Annotated in this window: 15 protein-coding genes; 1 reads left to right on the forward strand and 14 read right to left on the reverse strand. The window is 42.2% G+C overall.

What is annotated here, in order from left to right; all coding sequences use genetic code 11:
- Window positions 1-124: 124 nt before the first annotated feature.
- The 4 genes from F6K18_RS26975 to F6K18_RS26990 all read right to left on the reverse strand — a co-directional run bounded on the left by F6K18_RS26975 (window position 125) and on the right by F6K18_RS26990 (window position 5889).
- Window positions 125-364, reverse strand: coding sequence for a hypothetical protein (locus F6K18_RS26975; RefSeq protein ID WP_287525381.1), 240 nt, complete (start codon window positions 362-364; stop codon window positions 125-127).
- 192 nt (window positions 365-556) lie between these two features.
- Complete coding sequence (locus F6K18_RS26980; protein WP_287525382.1) at window positions 557-3145, reverse strand: hypothetical protein; 2589 nt, start codon at window positions 3143-3145, stop codon at window positions 557-559.
- A gap of 136 nt (window positions 3146-3281) precedes the next feature.
- Window positions 3282-5066, reverse strand: coding sequence for a tail fiber domain-containing protein (locus F6K18_RS26985; RefSeq protein ID WP_287525383.1), 1785 nt, complete (start codon window positions 5064-5066; stop codon window positions 3282-3284).
- Between the two features lie 100 nt (window positions 5067-5166).
- Window positions 5167-5889 (reverse strand): phage tail protein, encoded by a 723-nt coding sequence (locus F6K18_RS26990; protein ID WP_287277450.1) that lies wholly within the window; start codon window positions 5887-5889, stop codon window positions 5167-5169.
- Window positions 5890-5913: 24 nt separating this feature from the next.
- Between F6K18_RS26990 and F6K18_RS26995 the strand changes: the two genes are divergently transcribed.
- Window positions 5914-6069 carry a hypothetical protein gene (locus F6K18_RS26995; RefSeq protein WP_287525385.1) on the forward strand — a complete coding sequence of 52 codons (156 nt, stop codon included), beginning with the start codon at window positions 5914-5916 and terminating at the stop codon, window positions 6067-6069.
- On the opposite strand, the gene F6K18_RS27000 is transcribed toward F6K18_RS26995, so the two are convergent.
- The 10 genes from F6K18_RS27000 to F6K18_RS27040 all read right to left on the reverse strand — a co-directional run bounded on the left by F6K18_RS27000 (window position 6059) and on the right by F6K18_RS27040 (window position 16084).
- Window positions 6059-7129: a baseplate J/gp47 family protein gene (locus tag F6K18_RS27000; RefSeq protein WP_287525386.1), complete on the reverse strand. Its 1071-nt coding sequence runs from the start codon at window positions 7127-7129 to the stop codon at window positions 6059-6061. The genes F6K18_RS26995 and F6K18_RS27000 overlap by 11 nt on opposite strands.
- Before the next feature lie 15 nt (window positions 7130-7144).
- The gene (locus tag F6K18_RS27005; protein ID WP_287525388.1) at window positions 7145-10204 is read right to left on the reverse strand and encodes a putative baseplate assembly protein; all 3060 of its coding nucleotides are present in this window, start codon (window positions 10202-10204) and stop codon (window positions 7145-7147) included.
- Complete coding sequence (locus F6K18_RS27010) at window positions 10204-10605, reverse strand: GPW/gp25 family protein (protein ID WP_287525390.1); 402 nt, start codon at window positions 10603-10605, stop codon at window positions 10204-10206. Before F6K18_RS27010 ends, F6K18_RS27005 begins: the two co-directional genes overlap by 1 nt.
- Window positions 10606-10615: 10 nt before the next feature.
- Entirely contained in the window at window positions 10616-11014 is a 399-nt protein-coding gene (locus F6K18_RS27015; RefSeq protein WP_124154259.1) for a PAAR domain-containing protein, read from the reverse strand.
- 126 nt (window positions 11015-11140) lie between these two features.
- Window positions 11141-11788, reverse strand: a complete 648-nt coding sequence (locus tag F6K18_RS27020; RefSeq protein WP_287525392.1) for a phage baseplate assembly protein V — start codon at window positions 11786-11788, stop codon at window positions 11141-11143.
- Window positions 11785-12858: a hypothetical protein gene (locus tag F6K18_RS27025; RefSeq protein ID WP_287525393.1), complete on the reverse strand. Its 1074-nt coding sequence runs from the start codon at window positions 12856-12858 to the stop codon at window positions 11785-11787. Before F6K18_RS27025 ends, F6K18_RS27020 begins: the two co-directional genes overlap by 4 nt.
- A 12-nt stretch (window positions 12859-12870) precedes the next feature.
- Window positions 12871-14745, reverse strand: a complete 1875-nt coding sequence (locus tag F6K18_RS27030) for a LysM peptidoglycan-binding domain-containing protein (protein WP_287525394.1) — start codon at window positions 14743-14745, stop codon at window positions 12871-12873.
- Window positions 14746-14799: 54 nt separating this feature from the next.
- Complete coding sequence (locus F6K18_RS36910) at window positions 14800-14988, reverse strand: DUF6760 family protein (RefSeq protein ID WP_353735190.1); 189 nt, start codon at window positions 14986-14988, stop codon at window positions 14800-14802.
- On the reverse strand, window positions 14973-15362 hold the full coding sequence (locus F6K18_RS27035; RefSeq protein ID WP_353735188.1) for a phage tail assembly protein: 390 nt from the start codon (window positions 15360-15362) through the stop codon (window positions 14973-14975). Before F6K18_RS27035 ends, F6K18_RS36910 begins: the two co-directional genes overlap by 16 nt.
- A 296-nt stretch (window positions 15363-15658) precedes the next feature.
- Entirely contained in the window at window positions 15659-16084 is a 426-nt protein-coding gene (locus tag F6K18_RS27040; protein WP_287525396.1) for a phage tail protein, read from the reverse strand.
- Window positions 16085-16109 lie beyond the last annotated feature (25 nt).

The raw sequence follows: 16109 nt of genomic DNA on the forward strand, positions 1-16109 counted from the left end.
TTCTCCTTTTAATCAATTAGTTACATCATGTCCGGATAATTAGTGATCAAAAAACTTGCTCCTCCTTTTCCCCTCCACGGTCGGGGGAGGGGCGAGGGGTGGGTTGACTCCCTCGTTATTTAAACTATTCAACCCGAGATGATATTAGGGGACTTGTGGCATTTTCCTCAAGATTTTGAGCGTTGTTTTCCTCTGGTGTTTGAGATTCAGCTAGCAATTCTTCCAATATTTGAATTGCACCACTTATTCGCAATAAAGTTTCTCTGATATTTGTCTGTTTGGCCTCCAAATCAGACAGCGTTTTTTTTCCAGATTCAAATTCAGCTTTTAGACTAGCAATGCGTTTTTCTATTTGATCTTTCATATAGCAATCAGGAATGATTTATGAGACAACTTGAGGCTATAACTGAGTTAGGCAGGCAATCGGATCTCACAACTGTCCGGATAATTAGTGATCAAAAAACTTGCTCCTCCTGTTCCCCTCCACCGGAGGGGCGAGGGGTGGGTTGACCCCTCCCTCCTTATTTATAACTATTCAACCGGACATGATATTAAGCTACTGTATGACATCTCTTATAGTATCGCCAACTATGACATCTCTTATAGTATCGCCAACTATGACATCTCTGATAATACCATCGCCACGAGTCGATGAACCTGCTCTAAAAGTAATTCCATCTAAAGAAATCCAAGTGCTACTTCCACTTATTCTTTGTACTGTTCCATTAGACAAGATATCAACCCTAGCCATAGCATTGGGTGATGTTGCAACACTATGAAGTTCTTGAGCAGCGGGTCTATATCCTACTGGCAATGTAAAAATTGTGTTAGCTGTGCCATTTTTGACTAAACCCTTCAGGTGAACTATACCCAGGCTATCTTTAAAGTAGCCAGCACTATTGTACCCACGGCCATAATTAACCCAACCATTTTGGAGTGTTGGAGTTTTCCAGCTTTCTTGCTGTAAGGTAGTTTCACCTCCGGTAACAACTAATTTAGCACTTGGGTTCTTTGTACCGATACCAACATTGCCATTAACATCCAAAGAACCAGCAATTTGTAACTTACCAGAAAAAGTTGATAATTGACCATTACCCCTAAGTCGAGTTTCTCCTCCTAAATCAAGATACCCATAGTCTCCGGCAGCGATATGGAGATAGATTTTCGTCTTTTTGTCCTTAGCACCAATCTTCAAACCGTAGTTTCCTTTCTCAGACTCCACATCCAATGGTCTTTGTGGAATAGCTGTTCCGATACCAACATTGCCACTTACAGTCAGCGGACCTGTAACGTTTAAAGCATCATCTATTTGTAGTGTTCCAGAGGAGTGGGTGGAGCGCAACACCCCATGAATACTAACTTCATCGTTATCAGCATCACCCAAGGAAACATTCCCCTCAATATGTTCTGTATCACGGGCAATCACATCTCCCTGTACTTCCAGGTTTCCAGCAATGGTTAGGGAACCATCGATGGTTGAGTCTCCTACCCCCTCAAATTTAGTGGCCTTAACAGTTCCAGCCACCTCTAATTTTTGACTAGGATTATTTGTCCCAATGCCGACATTGCCATCATTGTAGTGAATAGTGTTATTCTCCCCATCAGACCACTTTGTACTACCGCCAGCACGAATCCCAGTTAAACCAGAACCATCTCCTACAAACCTAGTTGCCTTAACAATTCCATCTACCTCTAATTTTTGACTAGGATTATTTGTCCCAATGCCAACATTACCAGAAGTAGGATGAACTGTTAACCCATCCCGCGAAAGCATATCAGAAACACTAGGAAGCCAGCTATCATTATCTAAATTGGCTAGGTATGGTAAGGCTAGATATACTTCAAAAGCTCCGTCATCCCCGTCACCCTCTATACCCATAGAAAAACTCTGACCACCCAAACTCGTTACCTCAGATGTGGGAATTACGCCATCTACTCGATACCAACCATCTGGAGCCTGATCACTTTGTTCTTTAGTAAGAAAGAGTCTCCCACGATTACCATACCACCCAGCAACTTCGCCAAATCCCACTTGTTTACCGGAAGAAATCTTGAGCCAAGCTTTCAAATGTACCTTTTTGGTGAAAAAATTCCCTTGGGACTCAAAGGGAAAAAGTACCACGGTATGTTGTGCTGAATTATCCCCAGTAATTTTCAAAATCTTACCGTCACGAAAACTAGCCCAACCATCAGCTAAACCACCTCTTTTGATGCGCGCACCTTTGTTAAATCTGCCAAACCAATAGGGATTTTCTTCGGTTGCATCATCTACACTATCGGCAGCATTGGCTGGTTTTTCGCCTACATAGGGTCCTTCAAACCCTTTCGTGAAAGGGTGGGCTGCTTCTAAAGTAACATTCCCAAGGGTGGTGTACCCAGCAGGCTTGTTGCCATCAAGTATATTCATGTAGGAATTTCTGATTAGATTAGGCGGCATTGATGACCCCCTAATCATGCCAGTAGTAGTCAGGGACTTTGCCTTAACAGTGCCATCTACTTCTAGTTTTTCACTAGGATTTTCTGTACCAATCCCGACATTGCCATCATTGTAGTAAATACTCTTATCATCACCATCAGACCACTTTCCAGTGCTAGATGACTGAGTACCAGCAAGTTTCCGTACAGAATTATCCACCGTACTAACGTTACCATTGTTGTCTAGGTTCACCCGTGCCAAGAGAATCACATTACCATCGGTAGGAGCACTACCAGTTCTTACCTCTAAGTGATCGTCATCACAGTTTTCCCTTTTTTTACCACGGTAAATGATAAATTTGGGACGTTCAGTAATGCGAGTGTATTTAGTTTTGTCACCTATTCGGTAAGGCTTATCCTTAATTTCGTGATAGATAATGGCAATTTCAATATTGGTATTGAGTTCTAATCCATCTAAGTTAAGGGTATTTCTTTCAAAATCGGGTAAAAGAATAATTTCTCGACCATCATTATCAATAGCCATACCCTCACTAACGGCAACTTTTTTATCCCCGTCTTTGGTTACTTCTAATCCTGTCACCACACCCCAGCTATGGAGTAAGCGATTGTGACGCAGGCGCATATCACGATGGTAGGATTGCTCATCGTTGAAGTCTTCTTCTACTAAAAACTGGGAAGTAAAGTAATTGGGACGTTGTATATCTGTCATTATGGTTATTATAGTAGTTTTAAATTGAGTCTGGTAAAAATTATTGGTTTTAGGGAGCAGGGAATAGGGAATAGGGAATAGGGAACAGGGAGCAGGGAGCAGGGAAGAAGTAAAAAATTATGTTTAGGTGATTAGGCTAAAAAGCGCTAGATTGACTTTTATTTTCCAAAGTTTGTACCTTCTGCATTAGCAATGAAATCGTGTTATTTTGCTCCTTCACCACTTTGGTTAAAACCGCCACAATATCCATTGGACTGAGGGTTTTGTGATCGCGACTTGCTACTAAATCCGGCACATCTTCGGCAATAAATCCAATGTGGGTTTCTTGTTGATGATCTTCTTTGTAGCGAAATTGGACGGGATTGAGTCCTTCCAAGGTTTCTAGGGCGTCTTCTATTGTCAGGGTATTTATATTCTCTTTTAACTGTCGTGAGGAGTTTTGTTGTACATTGTTAGCTGTTAAATTACCTGTTACATGGACTCTACCATCGAAGTAGCCAGCATAATTATCGCCAGCACCTGTAGCCTTACCGTAAACACCATAGGCCCGGAGTCCTCTAACTGTGATGTTTGAATTTTGTGCTTCACCGTAAACCCCGTAGACAAAAGATGTCCCACGATTGACAGCGGTGAAATAGCCACCATATCCAGAAAGAATAGATTGATCTGTCGTAGCACCTTCAATTTTATCAACTGCCTCTACAGAATTCTCAGTTAGCCCTTCAACAAAACCCCCAGGTTTCACAGACTCAGGACTATTTGCTAGAGTAATGCCTTCCGGGGGGGAAATCTTATCTTCAAGGGCATCATCTCTGGTGTTATCAAGCTCCTCTTTAACGATAATTTCTTCCTGATTTGTTTCATCGTCACCTTGTACTGTTAAAAAACCATCAAAATGACCCCTAACACCGTAGGATTTAGTGACCTTATTTACTCTTTCCGTTATGGCGAAGATAGCACCACATAATCCTGTTGCTTCGTAGTTATTATTTTTAGGGCTAGGAAGGCGATTCCCAACGAAAACTCCGCCTTGGTAGCGGATAAAATTATCCTCTAATGTCTTCCACTTTCCGCCGCCACTAATTCCAGTTAAACCAGAACCATCCCCTTCAAACTTAGTGGCTTTAACAGTTCCATTTACCTCTAATTTTTCACTAGGATTAGTTGTGCCAATGCCCACCCTGCCACTAGTGTCAATCGTCATACGATGTCGATAGCCAGTAGCCAAAGTCAATGGGTGGTTCGATTCCGTTCCAATTATCCCTCTGGCTCCATTCCAATTATTATGACTAAAAACACTGGTTACTACCCCACCACCCGACCTGACATTGAACCGAGCATGTCGTGAACCTAAGATGTCTAAAGCTTTGTCCCAACTCTGAGGATTATGAATAGATGTTGTTCCAATCCCTACATTGCCATCATTGTAGTAAATACTGTTATTCTCCCCATCAGACCACTTGGTTTTACCACCAGCAAGTTTCCGTGAATCCTCAACTGTACTGACGTTACCATTGTTGTCTAGGTTCACCCGTGCCAAGAGCATCACATTACCATCGGTAGGGGCACTACCAGTTCTTACCTCTAAGTGATCGTCATCACAGTTTTCCCTTTTTTTACCACGGTAAATGATAAATTTGGGACGTTCAGTAATGCGAGTGTATTTAGTTTTGTCACCTATTCGGTAAGGCTTATCCTTAATTTCGTGATAGATAATGGCAATTTCAATAGTTGTATTGAGTTCTAATCCATCTAAGTTAAGGGTATTTCTTTCAGAATCGGGTAAAAGAATAATTTCTCGACCATCCTGATCAATAGCCATACCCTCGCTAACGGCAACTTTTTTATCCCCGTCTTTGGTTACTTCTAATCCTGTCACCACACCCCAGCTATGGAGTAAGCGATTGTGACGCAGGCGCATGTCACGATGGTAGGTTTGCTCATCGTTAAAGTCTTCTTCGATTAAAAACTGGGAAGTAAAGTAATTGGGGCGTTGTATATCGGTCATAATCGTTATTCTCCTAAGTTAGATTGTTGTAATTTTCAGGAATATTGCCAAAAACAGTATCAATGCCAATCTGGGAACCAGTACCTTTTCTAGAATTAGGATCATAAGTACCAATCTGCATACTGTAAATAATTTCTAGTCTGTAGTTGGTATGGGCAGGTTTTTCCTGTTCAATGATAGCAATGGCAATATCTATTTGTCGGTTAAGTTGCTCTTGGGTTAAGCCTTTTGCTGGAGTAATTCTGACGATAAAAAAGTGGGGTATGCCACCACCAAGGTAAGTCCCTCTACCCAAGAGCGATCGCGGGGGAAGTTCTTCGGGATTGTCAACTTGGTTGAGCAGTTGGGAGTCACCAATTTGAAATTCGGCATTGGAAGTATCAGTAATAGTGACTTTGTATTCTTTATCTAGAAATAATTCCAGCAGTGCTTGTAAATTGGCTTTAGTTCCTCGATAGCGATATCTTTCTACAGTATTGGCAATGAACTCCCGTTGTTTGGGAATATCTAAATCTGCCCTGAGACTTAACCCTACCCAGCTAGATAACCAAGGTAGGAAGTCTGGAGGTGTTTGTTGAGAATCAAAGTAGGTATGAATATCGGCAATTGGCGCTTCTAAACTACCGAAAATAATTTCTTCAAAGGGTAGTAAAAATTGACCGATGAAAGGATCGCTTTGATAAATCTCTGGCAGATAGTCTAAAAGTTTACTGGGGGAACTGTCTAAATTGGTCATTAGTTTTATTATAGTCTTGAACCGGTGAAATTAACATTTTCCATGGAAGCTAAAAATGTAGGTTGGGTCGAGGCAACGAGACCCAACACCGCCGCCTCTAGCGTTGGGTTTCGCTATCGCTCTACCCAACCTACTTATTCTGAATTGGTCATTAGTTTTATTGTAGTCTTTATTCGGTGAAATCAACATTTTCTATGGGAGAAATAATATATAGCTCGCTGTTTACAATATCTAAATTAACTAATTCTTCTGGTTTAAGCTGGATAGCACTTAGCTCTTTTGTATTGGTGTAAACTAGGCGTTGCTCGTTGGCAATGGCATCAGGAGCAGGAAGAAATACTTCATCTTGCTGGTGGGTTTTGGTTACATAATCCACAAATTCTAGTTCATCAAGTAGTTGATAAAGTTCGGAAACATAAACATTGCGACCAAATTGCCAACCTTGGGGATTGTCAGGATTTGGTAGGGGATCGAAAAAGTTTTCTAGGGCGTTATTTATTTGTTCCCCGCTGGTTTCTACCTCTGCTTCGCGATTGAGGTATATAGTTAATCTGATGCTAATGGTGATGTAGCTTGGCACAACTACATGGATTGCTGTACCAATCAATCGCCGTTTTTCTAAGTGTTTTTTTACCTGATTAATCAGGAATGAGCTTGGTTGAGGGGGACTATTGTTGCTATGGTTACCGTAGTTAACAAGGTAATACTGTATCAGTAGTGATGCTAGTTGATATAAATTGCTCTGTATCAGGAGCAATAAAGCAAAAATCACTACTTGTTTACCACCGGGAATAATAATAATACTCACATGACCTGGTTGATCCACAGGTTCCACTAAGGGATTTTCTGAGTTGAGGTTACGTCGAGGGATACAGTGTGCTCTGGCAATGGTAGGATCTGCTTCTAGAGCTAACTCCACAAAATCATTACAGGTAATAGCTCGATAGCGATCGCGTACTTTGGTAATTGCTTCTTTAATCTCTGTCTGTAAATCCTGATTTGGCTGCCAATCGGGTCCATTGAGAAGTTGTAAAAACATCCACTTATTCGCTTCTGTTACCCGATTTTGCCGATAAAGGAGCATCTCGGTAAGGTAGGCAAACAATTCAATCAGGGTAATCCCAGGATCAGAAGGATTATGATTAGTCCATTGCGGTGCATCGGTGGGAATCATACCCAGGGCTTCTTGCACCAAATCATCATAGGTGCGATCGTCTAAATTAGGTAATTCTATGGCCATAGTCGTTTCTCCTCCTTACTCCAAAAAAGTTAAACTGATGCTATGGTTACCCGAATACACCAAAAAGCGTTCAGTCTGGCTAGCACCTGCTAATTCTTCAATTTCAGCCACCTCCAAACTAGAAACATGATCTACTCCCGGCACTCTTTCTAATAGTCGGTAAAAGTCAGATTTGTAAGGCTGACGACCAAAATTCCAACCTCTACCTTCAAAACCTCCCGTGAGAGGATGGAGAAAACTAGCTAAGGTTTGCTCCACTGTTTGCGCCACCTCACCAGCTCCTTCTAGGGAAGTAACTGCAATTTCCGTGGTAATATCTACACGGACATAGGGAGTGCCTACTACCGAGATTGTCACTGTTGGTTCACTGTAGGTTTGTAAGTAACTTTGGACACGATTAGTTAGCTCTAAACTAGGTAGGGGTTTAGCTTCCTGGGAGTGGGGTACAATAATTACACTCACGGCTCCCCTTAAATTGGGTTTGGTATCTAGGGGATTAGTTTTCAAATTGGCTAAGGGTATACACCTAGCTCTACTTACCTGCGGAGAAGCAAGTTTGGCTAAATCTTCGTAATCTTCCTTAGTTACAGCACGCTGACGATGGCGAACTTCCTTGGGGGCCCGCTCAATCAAGGATTCCAAGCTTTCCGCTGCGGCACCCCCTGCTGCGGCTTGATGGTTGATTACTTTGTCTACATAAGGAATTGTCGTTTTGAGTTGTACGATTGCTCCAGCGGGTTTGTTGCCAGCAGTGCCACCACCGGTTTGATAGCGACTCATACGGAGATTGCCTTTACCAGGGGGAGGAATTAACCCATTGCGTCCATCGCCGAAGGTAATCTTTCCGGTAAGATTGTCGAGGACATAATGGCGATCGCGTGGTTCTGATTGATAAAAATCCTTGACTTGATGCCAACGTACCCAAATTGCTTGAGGTCTTCCTGTGGCATCAGCAATAGTTGTAATGGCATCTTCCCCTTCTTCCAGGACAATTTTTTGCTTTTCTAAAGCCGAAGGCACTTCTGGTTCCCGGACTTCCAACTGCTGACCTGCTAAAATTGGCTGGCGAGTTGTCTGAAACTTTTGATTCTCGCTGCCATCACTAGAACCAAGGTTTTCCTGTTGGATGGTTAAGGTTTGGACTGCCATCGTGGTGTTTAGCAGTACTTGCTCCAGCCTTGGTTCAACTTCGTAGTCACCCTGTAACCATTGAACCCGCAGCCAATAACGGGGAGGTAGATTAAAGTCTTCCTTGGGTGTAAAATCTGCTGGTGGCAGAAATTCAATTAAACCGGAACGGGTAAAGTTTTCTGTTTCATCTCTTATAGTCAGCCGTCCCCATCCTTTGCCATTCCAATATTGCCAGGAAAGTTGAACTTGCTCAGTTTTATTCAATTGTGTCCCATTAGTTGCATTAGGTAACAATGGGATATGATCGTCTCCATATTTTACCTCAGTTACCCTGGGAAACAGGCTGAGAGTACGATTGGGAAAATCTGTTATAGCTAATGGTAAACTAAAACCGAGATAGCAAGCTGGTTGCTTAAGGTCGGTTTTGTGAAAAGGAATGAAAGGTGGAACAGGATTAGTTGCATAAATGAAGTCATTGTAGGTGAGCACCTCTTCTGGTTCTGCGTCTGATAGGGTTAAGGTGTGGCTCACTACAATTGATTCAATCAAGGGGGGGGCAAATGTGGCTGGCTGCAATCGATAGCCTTCTCCTACTTGTTGATAGGATGCTTCTCTACCATAGTTTCCAGCACTAATTCGCACACGAATCCAGAAACTTTCTACTCCATTAACTGTGGTGGGAGCAGGTTTTTCAACTAAGGTAAACACTACCTGACCATTTCCCGTAAAAATCTGGGGACTGCCTTGAAATCCAGCAGCAACTGTTGTTCTTAATTCTTGCCAGACTTTACCATTCCAAAATTCCCACCTCAGTCTTAGATTTCTGGAAGCTTGTGTAGGAACAGGAAGGTCATCTGGCTCACTGCTAATTCTTGCTATAGGAAGAGCACCTGGTTCACCGGCGGGATTGATCAAGTTAACTTGAAGAGTAATTTGAGCATTTTCTTGAGAAAAAACTTGACTATTAGCTAAATATAAGGTATCTCCAAGCTTGGGTTTTTCTCCAAACGGGAAAAACTCTTTAGTTAAATCAACGGGTACTTGATTAAGAAAAGCTGTTTCGATTAATAGTTCAGTGGAATGGATAGTAGCTTCAAGTTTGATATCCGCAATCTTAGGTAATTGATTGACAAGAGTAATGGGAGTAACTAACCGACAGCGAAGCCAACGACTAGTTACTAAATTAACAGTAGTTAAAGGTAAAGCGGTAAGATTACTAAATTCAATTTCGCGATCGCCACTTTGAGTCAAGCCTTGAGTTCCATCATTGCTCGGTGTCAGGTCTTGCCAATCAGCGCCATTTTCGGTTTCCTGCCAAATTTGCCATGTTATCTCTCCTGTTCCCATCAGGGCTTCTGATAAATTAATCTTTACTGTAAACGTACCAATGTCAGCAAACCCCAAAAGCTTACTATGTCCAAGATAAAAAATATGTTCAATGGGCTGATTTCCCCGAAAGACATAAACACCTTCCGCTCCTTGTTGAGTCAGAATTGCACTATGATTACTGTATAAATCCTGCTCTGGATCTCGGACAAAAATAGACTCTAACTTAGCAGCGGTTACGATTAACTCTCGCTCCGTTTCAAAAATAACCGGGTCTTTTTCTCCTTCCCCTGGAGGTGCAGCAACCTGGGTTCCCTTTAGCACTACTGCATCAATTGTACTTCCCCCAGCCAGAGAAAAGGTCAAAGGTACCCGTGCCGGTTGAGGGGGTAAACGAGAAGCACCTAATAAATCCAAAAATGCTAAGAAATTCTTATCGGGAACTTGATTAAGTCGCTCAATAATAATCTCGGCAAAACGGGCAAAAATATTAACTAAAGCAGCACTAGTTCCTTTAAGCTCTTGGTTTTTTTTTGTATATTCTTTGATAAGTTGCTGTACCTGTTCGGCAATATCCTTTGCCGTCCTTTGATCAATTTTGGGCGCTAGTTTCCCCATTAACCTCCTCCTCCTTCTAGATAAAACGGATAAACTAAGTTAAAAACGTTATTAGTTGCCCGTACTTGATAATCGATAGTAACCAGCATCTTCTCCCTCTCTTGAGATGGAGATTGGACTCGCACATCTAAGACATCAATACGAGGTTCAAATAACAGCAACGCTTCCTGAACAGCTTGGGATACTTTGCCAGCAGTGGACGGTGAGTTAGGCTCAAAAACTAAGTCGTAAATGCTGCAACCAAAATCGGGACGCATAACTCGCTCACCTTTGGCAGTACCCAGGATAATTAAGATTGACTGGCGTACACTCTCCTCATATTTAGCAAGTTGGAAATCTCCCTCAGTATCTAGACTGACTGGAAATCCTACACCTACACCTAAAAATGGTTTAGACATCATGCCCTCCCTTTCATCCAATAAAAACTGTACTGACTGCTACCACTTGACCCACTGGTGCATCTACCGGATCGTTACAAGTTTCAGCAATATCTCCATTCCTGGCTGCTGATTTACCGTTGATCTTTACAGTTTGGCTACCAATTTTGACCGTGCCTTTATTCGCCGGGGGATTTTGAAAGCTAGTGCCCGGAGGTGTCGGAATATGAGATGGAGTATTGTCAGCAGTGCTATCTACAGTTGCTGCTGGCATTCCCATAATATTGACATCACTGCTGAGGTTGTCGTTGATCATACCAGAAAAAGGATGAGGTAAGGGTGTCGGTACTGGTGGTCCTGCCGACGGTACCATGACAATGTGAGTATCAACTGCAATAATTTGGTCGCCTTGTTTTGCTGCTGGTTGTCCCATAGACATCTCCAAAAATAAAAATTAAAATCAATTATCCTACATAAATTCTCAATTATTCCCCTCCTGGGAGGGGTTAGGGGTGGGTTCCCTACTCCCTACTCCCTACTCCATATTTTCTAGAGATAACTAATTGAGATTAATAGTTTGACCTTTAAGATTCATGGTGCTGCTGGCTTCAAGATTCATTCCGGCGCCAGATTCAACTTTGGTGTCTGCTGTAGATTTAATTTCAATATTCTGTGCTTCTAGCTTAATATTGCCCTGTACTGCTGATAAAGTTATGTCTCCATCGGAGCTAATAGCAATCGTGTTACTAGCAGTATCAAAAACAATGCTATTTTTTTCAGTTTTATCAACAATTTCAATAGTTTCTTTACCCTCTTCATCATTGAGACGGATGACATGACCGCTACGAGATTTGATGAGCCGGATATTATTTTTGCCGTCTTCATTAGTTGTCGGTGGTGGTTCTTTACCATTCCATAAAAACCCGATAATATAAGGAAAACGCACATCCCCATGTTCAAAAGCGACTAAAACTTCCTCATCTACTTCAGGCAAAAAATAAATCCCTCTTTCATTTCCTGCCATTGGTGCAGCTATTCGTGCCCAGTCGCTCTCATCTTCATCACTCAACCAGGGAAATTTCACTTTGACTCTCCCTAGTCCTTCTGGGTCTTCATTGTTGGTAACTACACCAACCACAACACCGTAAATACGAGAGGCGATCGCTTCTCTTTCTTCATTATCCATCAACAGGTCAAATAACCTCATGTTCCGTTCCTCCGAACTGTAAAATGGGTACGATATCCAGATTGACCTTGATAACGATTCACAGTAGCAGTAACATAATACTGACCGCTAAAGCGTTTCCCTACCCCGTCAATTTTGATTACTTTGCCTGGCCGTAAATCTGTACGTCCCCAACAAACTCCTTCACCAGTAATTAATCCTAGTGCGAGATTATTAAAGCGAGCTTTGGCAAATTGATCTGCTTCTGCTTGAGTTAACACTGGGCGATCGCTGACTGTAGCAACTGCTGTACCGAAAGCATCTTCAACAATAGCAGCACCGCTACTTTGTCCCCCCATAGTTGAAACCTCATCCCCTACTCTTGCCTGTCCGACAATTTCTTGCTTTTCTTTAGGATTCCAGCCTCGTACTGTTAACTCACTGACTTGACCCATAGAAGACAGACGGGGATAAAATTCCATCAAATCATCATCAAAGCTAAGAGTTAAAATTTCGCTCTCTGCATTGCCTACAGGTCGGAAAAATAGAGTTTTATCTTCAACGACTACCTCATAGTTAATCCGCTTTGCTCTCTCTTGCAAAAACTCAATGTCCGTTTGCGACCTTTGTAAAAGATAATCATGCACCACTTGGCTATCTTCAACTTGAGCCGTGAGTCCTGCCTCCTGGGCAATTTGGGTAGCAATCTCACTATCTTTTTGCTGGACAAAGGTTTTGGTCTTGCGGCCTCGCTGGAGACGATGGCGACGGTCATACCCGCGGACAGTTAAACTAGGTAGGCGATCGAAGGCGAATTCTGGTTCTATACCCGTAATTTCACCAATAATCAGGGTTTCTAAATCATTAGCATAGCCAAGTTTAACTTCAACGACATTGCCAATGGCAAAAAGTTCTTCGTCATCAATCCAGATAGTTTCTTCTTCCTGGCTATCTGAACCTGTAAGTTCCAGTGTAAACATTCCAGGTAAGTTAACATCATGGTCAACGGTAAGGCGTTGGACGTGCAATTTCGCTTCAACAGGCAAAGGTGAGCCGTTGATAATAATCTCAAAATCAGGAACAAGAGGGCTTTCGCGATTAGCAACTGGCATAAATTATTTCCCTCAACGCAGTTTTGGAATAATTAAGGTGCGACCAATCTGCATTTCTAAGTTGCGTGGATCGTCAAGCTGATTAGCTTGAGCAATAATGCGCCACAGTTTTGGATTGTTGTAAAATTGGGCTGATATATCGCTTAAAGTGTCGCCACCCTTGATAATACGGGTGGTTAATTCCGGATCTGTCTTGCGTTTGTCTACTAACGGAGCGAGAAATTCTAAGACAGTAACGCTTAAATTGGCTCTGAGGGGTTTACCATTGCCTTTAAAAAGGGTAAATTTTTGGGTCAAACTGGTAATTACACCCACAAAAGGGAAATCAGAACCAACAGGAGCATCACCCCAAGAAATTTCGCAAACTGACGGATGCTCTTCATCTCGCGGAATGAGAGTCAGTGCAACAATGTTGTTAGTTTCTTGTCGTACATCCTGAAAAATAAGGCTTTCAGTGACATCAAAAAATAGTTCTAAAGTTAGAGGTGGATTAGTTTTTGGTTGGGTTGCAGTCGCTAAACTGTTGGGATTAACAGAAGTATCCGCTTTTGTTTGAACCGTACTTGCCGATAATTGGTTAGTAGCTTGGGTAAGAGGCAAATCCGGCTCCTTTTGGAAGTGAGGTTCAGCTTCAACCCTAGCTCCTAGATTACTGGCATTAACTTCTGAAACAGTTGCTTTGCGACTAATCCGAAAATTATCAGTGGATAGCTCTTCATTTGCTTTAGTTTGAATAATCCCTTTAACCAGAGGTGGATTAGTTTTTGGTTGGGTTGCAGTTACTAAACTGTTGGGATTAACAGAAGTATCCGCTTTTGTTTGAACCGTACTTGCCGATAATTGGTTAGTAGCTTTGGGAAGAGGCAAATCCAGCTCCTTTTGGGAGTGAGGTTCAGCTTCAACCTTCGCTCCTAGATTACTGGCATTAACTTCTGAAACAGTTGCTTTGCGACTAATCCGAAAAGTCCCAGATGTTTCAGGGGAGGCAGGTAGGGAAGCTCTACTGGTTTGAAGTTGAGTTTCAGTTACTGTAGGATGAGAATTTGAATGAGTATCTACTTGCCGTTTTCCAGAATCAGTCTTTGGTACGATTGAAGTTAGGTTAAAATCTTCTGGTTTAGTTTGAATAATCCCTTTAACCAGAGGTGGATTAGTTTTTGGCTGGGTTCCAGTCGCTAAACTGTTGGGATTAACAGAAGTATCCGCTTTTGTTTGAACCGTACTTGCCGATAATTGGTTAGTAGCTTTGGGAAGAGGCAAATCCAGCTCCTTTTGGGAGTGAGGTTCAGCTTCAACCTTCGCTCCTAGATTACTGGCATTAACTTCTGAAACAGTTGCTTTGCGACTAATCCGAAATGGTTGGTTTGTTTCTCCCCTACTTGTCTTCACAACAGAAGTGTCAGATTGTGGTTTTTTTTCCACTGGTTTTGTCATTACCGTTGCTTTCTGGGTTATAGATGGCTGTAGGGGATTTGTGTCAGCTTTACCTAATTTATTAGAGCTTCTCCCTTGAATATCCCTACTATTCTGAAACGGCCTTGATTGAGGCGGTATAGAACGTTGAACCATTTCTCCCATTGCTGAGTGAGCGTCAGGAGTTGCTGGAAATTGCTCATTAAGAACCTCCGCTGATTCCGTGCGCTGTCGCTGCAGACGTTGAATTATTGCTGTTGGTTGCAAAACTCCAGATCCATAGCGAAATTTTACCTGTTCCGGTAACCCTAACCTTTGTACAAGTCGTCCAGTCATTCCTTGAGTAGCTTGGTAATGGCAATGTAGCTGCTGGGTATTAATTACCCCAGCAGGTTCAACCACTCGTCGCTGTATACGTTTGCCCAAGGTTAAACTACTTGGATTATTAGAAGGGTGTAAAGGATAATCTTCCATCTTAAAAGTACCAATAGTAAGCTGTTGAATCGCGATCGCTAATTGTCTTAGCCTTTAGGTAAACTCTATCTGCCCGGTTTGGGCATTCAAACGCCTATTGATCTGGGCAACTTCCTCAACCCACCGTCTCCTTTCCCTGTGTTCCATTACCATTATTGATTCATAGTGCCAATGGAAGTGATAGGCTAGATAGGCTACCTCCTGATAGAGTTGGTTCAGAGGGTAGCCTAAGATTCCCCCGATAGATCCAGCTCCACAGCAAAATCCTTTTCACAGTGAGGGCAGATAATTTGGAGTGTTCGCGTTCCATTGCCATTAATGCGATTGTACAAATCCTGTAGATAGGATAAGTCAGAAGCAAATAACCCTTCAATTACTTTAGGATTAATCACTTCTACGGAACCTAGTCTGGTTACAACCCGAGATAGCAGAATGATAATTAAATAGGCTGGGTTAGATTGTACACGAGGGTCTTTCAGGGGCACAATTTCATCGGCAGCAGTTGCTAGTCGCATTATTCCTTCCCGATGTAGATTCCCCTCTTTGTCTACATAACCTGCTGGTAATGTAAACTCATACTCAGTTTGCAGCATGGTTGTTTGCTCAGAAATACTCATACCGTTTCACGGAATTCAAAAGTCAAAAGTCAAAAGTCAAAACTAAGATTTTATAGACTCATAAGAGGGAACAGGGAACAGGGAACAGGGAACAGGAAGAAAGAATTGATAATCTCTGGATAAGATTGGAGATATATAATAGTAATGTGCAATTAATTTTGCATAAGCACTTACCTAAAAATCTTGTTATCATATCATATCAAATCCGCTTAATTTGGTAAAAAAAAATGTTCTATTTTCAACCATTAGCAAGTCTCCCCACACCTCCCACACTCCCCACCCTTCCCATACTCTTTTTATGCTCGCTCCAGACGTTCACAAGTTACGGTTAGGCTATCAATAGCAACATCACTTCCCTTGGCATCCAGGCTTGGTGCTTCATACTTACTCGCCCAGGCATGGAAGAAGTTCCAGCGTACTTTTTCCTTTCCTGTATCATCAAGCAGAATGATGGAACCATTTTTACGTTCAATCTGTCCATTGACAGCAGCTAAGTGCCAGTCATAGAGTTCACGGGAATCTGTTATTCCCCATTTAAGAGAAATGTCAGGGTAACTTGCTTTTCCTCGCAGTTTACGCACTGTAGCATCGTCTCCACCTTCACGATATTCAACGACTTCCACTTCAGAACCAAAACCACTACATTCAGAAAATCCTGCCTGAACAATGCCATCAATCTCCATGAGGAAACGATAGTTTTTATACGGATCAACTCTTGGCATGACTAAATCTCCTTATTTTGTTGGT

Origin of the sequence: Okeania sp. SIO2C2 (assembly GCF_010692625.1) — a bacterium.
Classification (GTDB): domain Bacteria; phylum Cyanobacteriota; class Cyanobacteriia; order Cyanobacteriales; family Microcoleaceae; genus Okeania; species Okeania hirsuta.

Bases quoted from the DNA above. Each gene is read 5' to 3' on its own strand.
- F6K18_RS27025 (WP_287525393.1), bottom strand. From the start codon at position 12,858: ATGCCAGTTGCTAATCGCGAAAGCCCTCTTGTTCCTGATTTTGAGATT.
- F6K18_RS27010 (WP_287525390.1), bottom strand. From the start codon at position 10,605: ATGATGTCTAAACCATTTTTAGGTGTAGGTGTAGGATTTCCAGTCAGT.
- F6K18_RS27000 (WP_287525386.1), bottom strand. From the start codon at position 7,129: ATGGCCATAGAATTACCTAATTTAGACGATCGCACCTATGATGATTTG.
- F6K18_RS26990 (WP_287277450.1), bottom strand. From the start codon at position 5,889: ATGACCAATTTAGACAGTTCCCCCAGTAAACTTTTAGACTATCTGCCA.
- F6K18_RS27040 (WP_287525396.1), bottom strand. From the start codon at position 16,084: ATGCCAAGAGTTGATCCGTATAAAAACTATCGTTTCCTCATGGAGATT.
- F6K18_RS27020 (WP_287525392.1), bottom strand. From the start codon at position 11,788: ATGAGGTTATTTGACCTGTTGATGGATAATGAAGAAAGAGAAGCGATC.
- F6K18_RS27035 (WP_353735188.1), bottom strand. From the start codon at position 15,362: ATGAGTATTTCTGAGCAAACAACCATGCTGCAAACTGAGTATGAGTTT.
- F6K18_RS26975 (WP_287525381.1), bottom strand. From the start codon at position 364: ATGAAAGATCAAATAGAAAAACGCATTGCTAGTCTAAAAGCTGAATTT.
- F6K18_RS26985 (WP_287525383.1), bottom strand. From the start codon at position 5,066: ATGCGCCTGCGTCACAATCGCTTACTCCATAGCTGGGGTGTGGTGACA.
- F6K18_RS27005 (WP_287525388.1), bottom strand. From the start codon at position 10,204: ATGGGGAAACTAGCGCCCAAAATTGATCAAAGGACGGCAAAGGATATT.
- F6K18_RS26980 (WP_287525382.1), bottom strand. From the start codon at position 3,145: ATGACAGATATACAACGTCCCAATTACTTTACTTCCCAGTTTTTAGTA.
- F6K18_RS27030 (WP_287525394.1), bottom strand. From the start codon at position 14,745: ATGGAAGATTATCCTTTACACCCTTCTAATAATCCAAGTAGTTTAACC.
- F6K18_RS27015 (WP_124154259.1), bottom strand. From the start codon at position 11,014: ATGGGACAACCAGCAGCAAAACAAGGCGACCAAATTATTGCAGTTGAT.